Annotated in this window: 8 protein-coding genes; 7 read left to right on the plus strand and 1 reads right to left on the minus strand. The window is 67.2% G+C overall.

The features are described 5' to 3' along the window. The first annotated feature begins 127 nt into the window (after positions 1-127). Positions 128-565, plus strand: coding sequence for a PaaI family thioesterase (locus tag IE187_RS06625; RefSeq protein ID WP_189675525.1), 438 nt, complete (start codon positions 128-130; stop codon positions 563-565). Continuing rightward, positions 565-942 carry a PaaI family thioesterase gene (locus IE187_RS06630; RefSeq protein ID WP_133190120.1) on the plus strand — a complete coding sequence of 126 codons (378 nt, stop codon included), beginning with the start codon at positions 565-567 and terminating at the stop codon, positions 940-942. Before IE187_RS06625 ends, IE187_RS06630 begins: the two co-directional genes overlap by 1 nt. A gap of 114 nt (positions 943-1,056) precedes the next feature. Here IE187_RS06630 and IE187_RS06635 read toward each other — a convergent pair whose 3' ends face one another. After that, positions 1,057-2,289 carry a PQQ-dependent sugar dehydrogenase gene (locus IE187_RS06635; RefSeq protein ID WP_189675526.1) on the minus strand — a complete coding sequence of 411 codons (1,233 nt, stop codon included), beginning with the start codon at positions 2,287-2,289 and terminating at the stop codon, positions 1,057-1,059. A gap of 263 nt (positions 2,290-2,552) precedes the next feature. Here IE187_RS06635 and rimP point away from each other — a divergent pair, with 263 nt between their 5' ends. The 5 genes from rimP to IE187_RS06660 form a co-directional block, all read left to right on the plus strand. Then, entirely contained in the window at positions 2,553-3,131 is a 579-nt protein-coding gene (rimP, locus tag IE187_RS06640) for a ribosome maturation protein RimP (RefSeq protein WP_189675527.1), read from the plus strand. Next, complete coding sequence (gene nusA / locus IE187_RS06645) at positions 3,131-4,762, plus strand: transcription termination factor NusA (protein ID WP_189675528.1); 1,632 nt, start codon at positions 3,131-3,133, stop codon at positions 4,760-4,762. Before rimP ends, nusA begins: the two co-directional genes overlap by 1 nt. Beyond that, positions 4,762-4,998 carry a tautomerase family protein gene (locus IE187_RS06650; protein ID WP_189675529.1) on the plus strand — a complete coding sequence of 79 codons (237 nt, stop codon included), beginning with the start codon at positions 4,762-4,764 and terminating at the stop codon, positions 4,996-4,998. Before nusA ends, IE187_RS06650 begins: the two co-directional genes overlap by 1 nt. A gap of 187 nt (positions 4,999-5,185) precedes the next feature. Next, positions 5,186-5,899, plus strand: a complete 714-nt coding sequence (locus IE187_RS06655) for a DUF448 domain-containing protein (RefSeq protein WP_229839252.1) — start codon at positions 5,186-5,188, stop codon at positions 5,897-5,899. After that, a partial coding sequence (locus IE187_RS06660) for a translation initiation factor IF-2 associated domain-containing protein (RefSeq protein ID WP_189675530.1) occupies positions 5,896-6,143 on the plus strand: 248 nt, incomplete at its 3' end. The genes IE187_RS06655 and IE187_RS06660, both read left to right, overlap by 4 nt.

A 6,143-nucleotide genomic window follows, 5' to 3' on the forward strand; every position in this document is an offset into this window, starting at 1 on the left:
GCGGGCCGTTTCGTTTTCTTTTGCAACGCGATGCTATACCGGCCTGCTGAACGCCGCAAGCGGCTCGCCAATGCCACGGCGCTCGCCCCTTGCACGCACGCGGCTTTGCGATACAGCGCCCGGCATCATGGCCGCCGACACCCCCTCCGCCTTCGACCCGCAACGCTTCAGCCGGCTTGGCGTCGGCGGGCATGGCGGCCTGCTCAAGCTGAGCTATCACAGCCACGGGCCCGACTGGGTCGAGCTCCAGCTCCCCTATCAGACCGACCTGATCGGCGACCCGGCGAGCGGCGTGCTCGCCTCGGGGCCGATCCTGACGATGATGGACATGGCGACGAGCCTTGCGGTGTGGACCAAGCTCGGCGCCTTCCGCCCGCATGCGACGCTCGACCTGCGGATCGACTATCTGCGCCCCGCGACGCCGGGCAAAACGGTGTACGGGCGCGGCGAATGCTACCGTATCACGCGCTCGATTTCGTTCGTGCGCGGCCAGGCGCATGACGGCGACCCGGCCGATCCGCTCGCGCATGTCGCGGGCACCTTCATGTTCACGGATGCCGCCTGATGTTGCCGCCTTATGCCGACTTGCTGGGGATCGCCGTTGCCGAGGGCGACGATCCGACGCTGTTAACGATGCCGAGCGCGACCAGCTTGCTCGGGCGGCCGGGCTATCTGCATGGCGGCGCGATCGGCGGGATGCTCGAAATGGCCGCGATCGTCGCGCTGCAATATGCGCTGGCCGAGGATGGCGGCGGGCAGATCAAGCCGATCAACGTCACGGTAGATTACATGCGCGGCGGGCGCGAGAAACCGACCTTCGCGCGCGGGGTGGTGACGCGGCTCGGCGGGCGCGTCGCCAATGTCGAGGCGACGGCGTGGCAGGATGATCCGGCCAAGCCCATTGCCGCGGCGCGGATGAACTATCTGATCGTGCGCGGGTAATCACCCGCTACCCGTCACCCCGGCCTTGTGCCGGGGTCCACCGCGACGCGAGAGCATCGGCCGCACCGGGTGCGGCACGGTGGGCCCCGGCACGCGGCCGGGGTGACGAGCAGGTCACACCTTCGGCGTCAACCGCACCAATTTCCCGTCATCTTGCAGCAGCCAGATCGCCCCATCGGGCGCTTGCGCGACGTCGCGGATTCGCGCGCCCATGTCCCACTGGTCGGCGACCGTCGCACTGTCCCCGTTGAGCGCAACGCGGATCAGCGACTCGCCCGACAGCGCGCCGATCAGCAGCGAACCGCGATACGCCGGGAACATCGCGCCCGAATAATAGGCCATCCCGCCCGGCGAGATCGACGGGTTCCACCACAGTTTGGGCGCTTCGAGATCGGGGCGGCTGGGATGATCGGGGATCGGCTTGCCCGAATAATTGTCGCCGTTCGAGACGATCGGCCACCCGTAATTCTTGCCCGGCAGGATCAAATTGAGCTCGTCGCCACCCTTGGGCCCCATCTCCTCTTCCCACAGCCGGCCATCGGGGGTGAACACCAGGCCGTACGGGTTGCGATGCCCGCTGCTCCACGTCTCCGCGCGCACTCCGCCCGCTGCCGCCATCGGATTGCCCGGCGCCGCCTTGCCGTCGAGCGTCAGGTGCAGGATCTTGCCAAGCGCCTGCTCTAGGTCCTGCGCCGGCGTGAAACGCTGCCGCTCGCCCGAGGAGAGGAAGAGCGACTTGCCGTCGGGTGCGAAGGCGATGTTCGCCCCGAACTGCCCGCCGACACCATCCGACCCCGCGCGCCACAGCACTTGCAGGTCGACCAGAGCCGTTCCGGTGAACTGCCCGCGCGCGAGCGCCAGGCTGCTGCCGCCCGGGCGCGGTTCGGAATAGCTGATATAGACGAGCTTGCTCTCAGCGAAATCGGGCGCTGGCGCGATGTCGAGCAGGCCGCCTTGATTGTCGTTGAGCACCTTGGGCGCGCCGGTGATATCGGCGATCGTCCCGTCGACGCGGCGCAGCTTGATCTTGCCCGCCTTCTCGGTGACGAGCGCGCTGCCGTCGGGCAGCACCGCGATCGCGAACGGCTCGCTGAAGGTCGCGAGCGTCGCTTGCGCAAACGGTGGCTTGGTCGCGGCGCGGTTCGCGCGGCCCGTCGTCGCGGGGACGTTTCGGATCGTCGCGGCTGGCGCGTCGTCGGGCAAGCTGGTGACAGGCGCGCGGTTCGGCCGTGCCGTCGGGGTCGGTGCCGCAGCGGCCGCGGCGGCGTTCGATTGCTGCGGCTGCGCGGAGCAGGCCGTCGCGGCCAGCACCAGAGCAACGAAAGGCGTGCGGGACGACGACAACATGGAGTTCTCCTGTAAGTGTTTCGAAAACCGCCATCACCCCGGACTTGTTCCGGGGTCCACCGTGCGACACAGACAGCGGGCGTGGGCGTACGCTGCACCGTGGACCCCGGAACAGGTTCGGGGTGACGCGCTCGCGAGAACGGCTTGCCAGCCCTCGCGCTTGCGCCTATATCGCGATCACTCTCTACATCGTCAGGTGAAGAGGCTGGAGCCCCCCGGTTCCGGCGCCGAGCCCCTTTGCCTAACCGACTCGAGGATTTCCATTGGCCGAAACGCCCGATCTGACCGCCCTGATTGCTCCCGAAGCTGCGGCTTTGGGTTTCGATCTGGTGCGCGTGAAGCTGTTCGGCGGCAAGGGCGACCTCACGCTGCAGGTGATGGCCGAGCGCCCTGATACGCGCCAGCTGACGATCGAGGATTGCGCCGAACTGTCGCGCCGCATCTCCGACGTGCTCGACACGCTCGAGGCCGAGGGCCGCGACCCGATCACCGACGAATATCGCCTCGAAGTGTCGTCACCCGGGATCGACCGGCCGCTGACGCGCCTCAAGGACTTCGCCGACTGGACCGGGCATGAGGCGCGCATCGTGCTTGCCGCGCCGATCGAGGGCCGCAAGGTGCTCACCGGGTTGCTCAAGGGCGTCGAGGGCGATCGCATCACCATCTATCTGCCCAAGCATGGCGAGATGGAGATCGGGTTCGACCAGGTCGGCACCGCCAAGCTGGTGCTGACCGACGCGCTGATCGCGGCCACCCGGCCGCTTTCGATCGAGGGCGTCGAAGAAGAAGAAATCGAAGACGAAGCGCTGCCCGAGGGCATTGAAGACGAAGGACACAAGTGATGGCCACCGCAGGAACTTCAGGCGTTACCGCCAACCGCGCCGAGCTGATCGCCATTGCGAACGCCGTCGCCACCGAGAAGATGATCGACAAGGGCATCGTCATCGAGGCGATGGAAGACGCGATCCAGCGCGCCGCCAAGGCGCGCTACGGCGCCGAGAACGACATTCGCGCCAAGCTCGATCCCAACACCGGTGACCTGCGCTTGTGGCGCGTCGTCGAAGTGGTCGAGGCGGTCGACGATTACTTCAAGCAGGTGAACCTCAAGGAAGCGCAGAAGCTCCAGAAGGACTCGGTCGTCGGCGACTACATCGTCGATCCGCTGCCCCCGATCGAATTCGGCCGCATCGCAGCCCAGGCCGCCAAGCAGGTCATCTTCCAGAAGGTCCGCGACGCCGAGCGCGAGCGCCAGCATGAAGAGTTCAAGGACCGGATGGGTGAGATCATCACCGGCGTCGTCAAGCGCGTCGAGTTCGGCCATGTCGTCGTCGATCTCGGCCGCGCCGAGGGCGTGATCCGTCGCGACCAGCAGATCCCGCGCGAAGTCGTTCGCGTCAACGACCGCATCCGCTCGCTGATCCTCAACGTCCGCCGCGAAAACCGCGGGCCCCAGATCTTCCTCAGCCGCGCGCACCCCGACTTCATGAAGAAGCTGTTCGCGCAGGAAGTGCCCGAAATCTACGACGGCATCATCGAGATCAAGGCCGCTGCCCGCGACCCGGGTTCGCGCGCCAAGATCGGCGTCATCAGCCATGATTCGTCGATCGATCCGGTCGGCGCGTGCGTCGGCATGAAGGGCAGCCGCGTTCAGGCGGTCGTCCAGGAAATGCAGGGCGAGAAGATCGACATCATCCCCTGGTCGCCCGACACCGCGACCTTCGTCGTCAACGCGCTGCAGCCGGCCTCCGTGTCGCGCGTGGTGATCGACGAGGAAGAGGACCGCATCGAGGTCGTCGTTCCCGACGATCAGCTGTCGCTCGCGATCGGTCGCCGTGGCCAGAACGTGCGTTTGGCATCGCAGCTCACCGGCAAGGCGATCGACATCCTCACCGAGCAGGACGCGTCCGAGAAGCGCCAGAAGGAATTCGCCGAGCGCACCGAGATGTTCCAGACCGAGCTAGACGTCGATGAGACCCTCGCGCAGCTGCTCGTCGCCGAGGGCTTCGGCGCGCTCGAGGAAGTCGCCTATGTCGAGGTCGAGGAAATCGCCTCGATCGAAGGCTTCGATGACGATCTCGCCGCCGAGCTGCAGAGCCGCGCCGCCGAGGCGCTCGAGCGTCGCGAAGGCGCGAACCGCGAGGAACGCCGCGCGATGGGCGTCGAGGACGCACTCGCCGAGCTGCCGCATCTCAACGAGGCGATGCTCGTCACGCTCGGCAAGGCCGGGATCAAGACGCTCGACGACCTCGCAGATCTCGCGACCGACGAGCTGATCCAGAAGAAGCGCCAGGAACAGCGCCGCCGCGCCGAGGGTGCCGACGCCAACAAGCGCCCCGAGGACAAGGGCGGCGTGCTCGGCGAGTACGGCCTGAGCGAAGCGCAGGGCAACGAGATCATCATGGCCGCACGCGCGCACTGGTTCGACGAAGAGCCGGCAGCGGCAGCGACTGCCTCGGAGGAGAGCGAAGCCTGATGCCGTTCGTCAGCATCCGCATTTCGGGCAGCGCGACCAAGGACCAGAAGTCCGCGATCGTCGCCGATGTCACCCAGTCGCTCGTCGAGCGGCTGGGCAAGAACCCGGCTGCCGTGCAGATCGTGATCGAAGAAGTGAGCACCGAGAATTACGGCGCGGGCGGGATTCTGCTTGCTGACCGTGATGCGCCCACCCCCAAGCCGCAGGAGGACGCTCGTGCGGAATCCTCGCAATGACACGCTAGGCGCTACTGAAACTCCCCTCCCGCTTGCGGGAGGGGCTGGGAGAGGGCCTGACGAGGGCGCGTCCCCTGCTGACAGCCCCACCCCTAACCCAGTTTCAGGTCGGTCAGGCTCCCAGCCTGACCTGAACGATGCGGGGCATCGTTCACCTGAAACTCGCAAGCGGGAGGGGGAGGAAGCGGTGCGACGTTGCATCCTGCTCGGCGAACGCGCGCCGCGCGAAGCGCTGGTGCGACTCGCGCTGTCGCCCGACGGCCACGTCCTCCCCGACGTGCGCGCCAAGGCCCCCGGCCGCGGTGCCTGGATCGGCGTGACGCGCGCAGAGCTCGAAACCGCGATCGCCAAGGGCAAGCTCAAGGGCGCATTCGCCCGCGCGTTCAAGACCGGCCCTATCCTGATTCCCGACGACCTGCCGCAGATGATCGCGACCGCGCTCGAACGCGCCGTGCTCGACCGACTCGGCCTCGAAGCCCGCACCGGTCACTTGCTCACCGGCTCGGACAAGATCGAGACCGCGGCGCGCTCGGGCAAGCTCACCATGCTGCTCCACGCGTCCGACGCCGGCACCGACGGCAACCGCAAGCTCGACCAGGCGTGGCGAATCGGCAACGATGAAGAAGGCAGCGCTTTGCGGGGGTTGGCACTGCCGGTGTCACGCACCATATTGGCCGTGGCGCTAGGTCGGCAGAATGTGGTACATATCGGCCTGACAGAACGCGATGCTGCAAAGCGGGTGGGCGAAACGCTCAACCGCTGGCTGCATTTCATCGGCCCCGAATCCGCCCTCGTGGCTTGCGAAACACCGTCGCAAGGCGCATCGGCGCACATATCCAACCCGGCGGGAAGTGGCATCCCTGCTGCGGCTGACGACGACACATGCGAGGAATTTGAGTGAGCGATACCGACAACGAAAAGCCGAAACTCGGAATGCGTCAGCCGCTCGGGCTGAAGCGCACGATCGAGACCGGCCAGGTCAAGCAGAGCTTCAGCCATGGACGGCAGAATACCGTCCAGGTTGAAGTGAAGCGCCGTCGCGTGCTCGGGCCCGGCGGCGCGCCGGTCGCGGCACCCGTCGAGCAGGCCGCTCCGGCACCGGCGCCCGTCGCCGCGCCGCGTCCGGTCGCGCCGACCCCGCCGCC

The sequence above is a fragment of the Sphingomonas glacialis genome (genome assembly GCF_014653575.1).
Classification (GTDB): Bacteria; Pseudomonadota; Alphaproteobacteria; order Sphingomonadales; family Sphingomonadaceae; genus Sphingomonas; species Sphingomonas glacialis.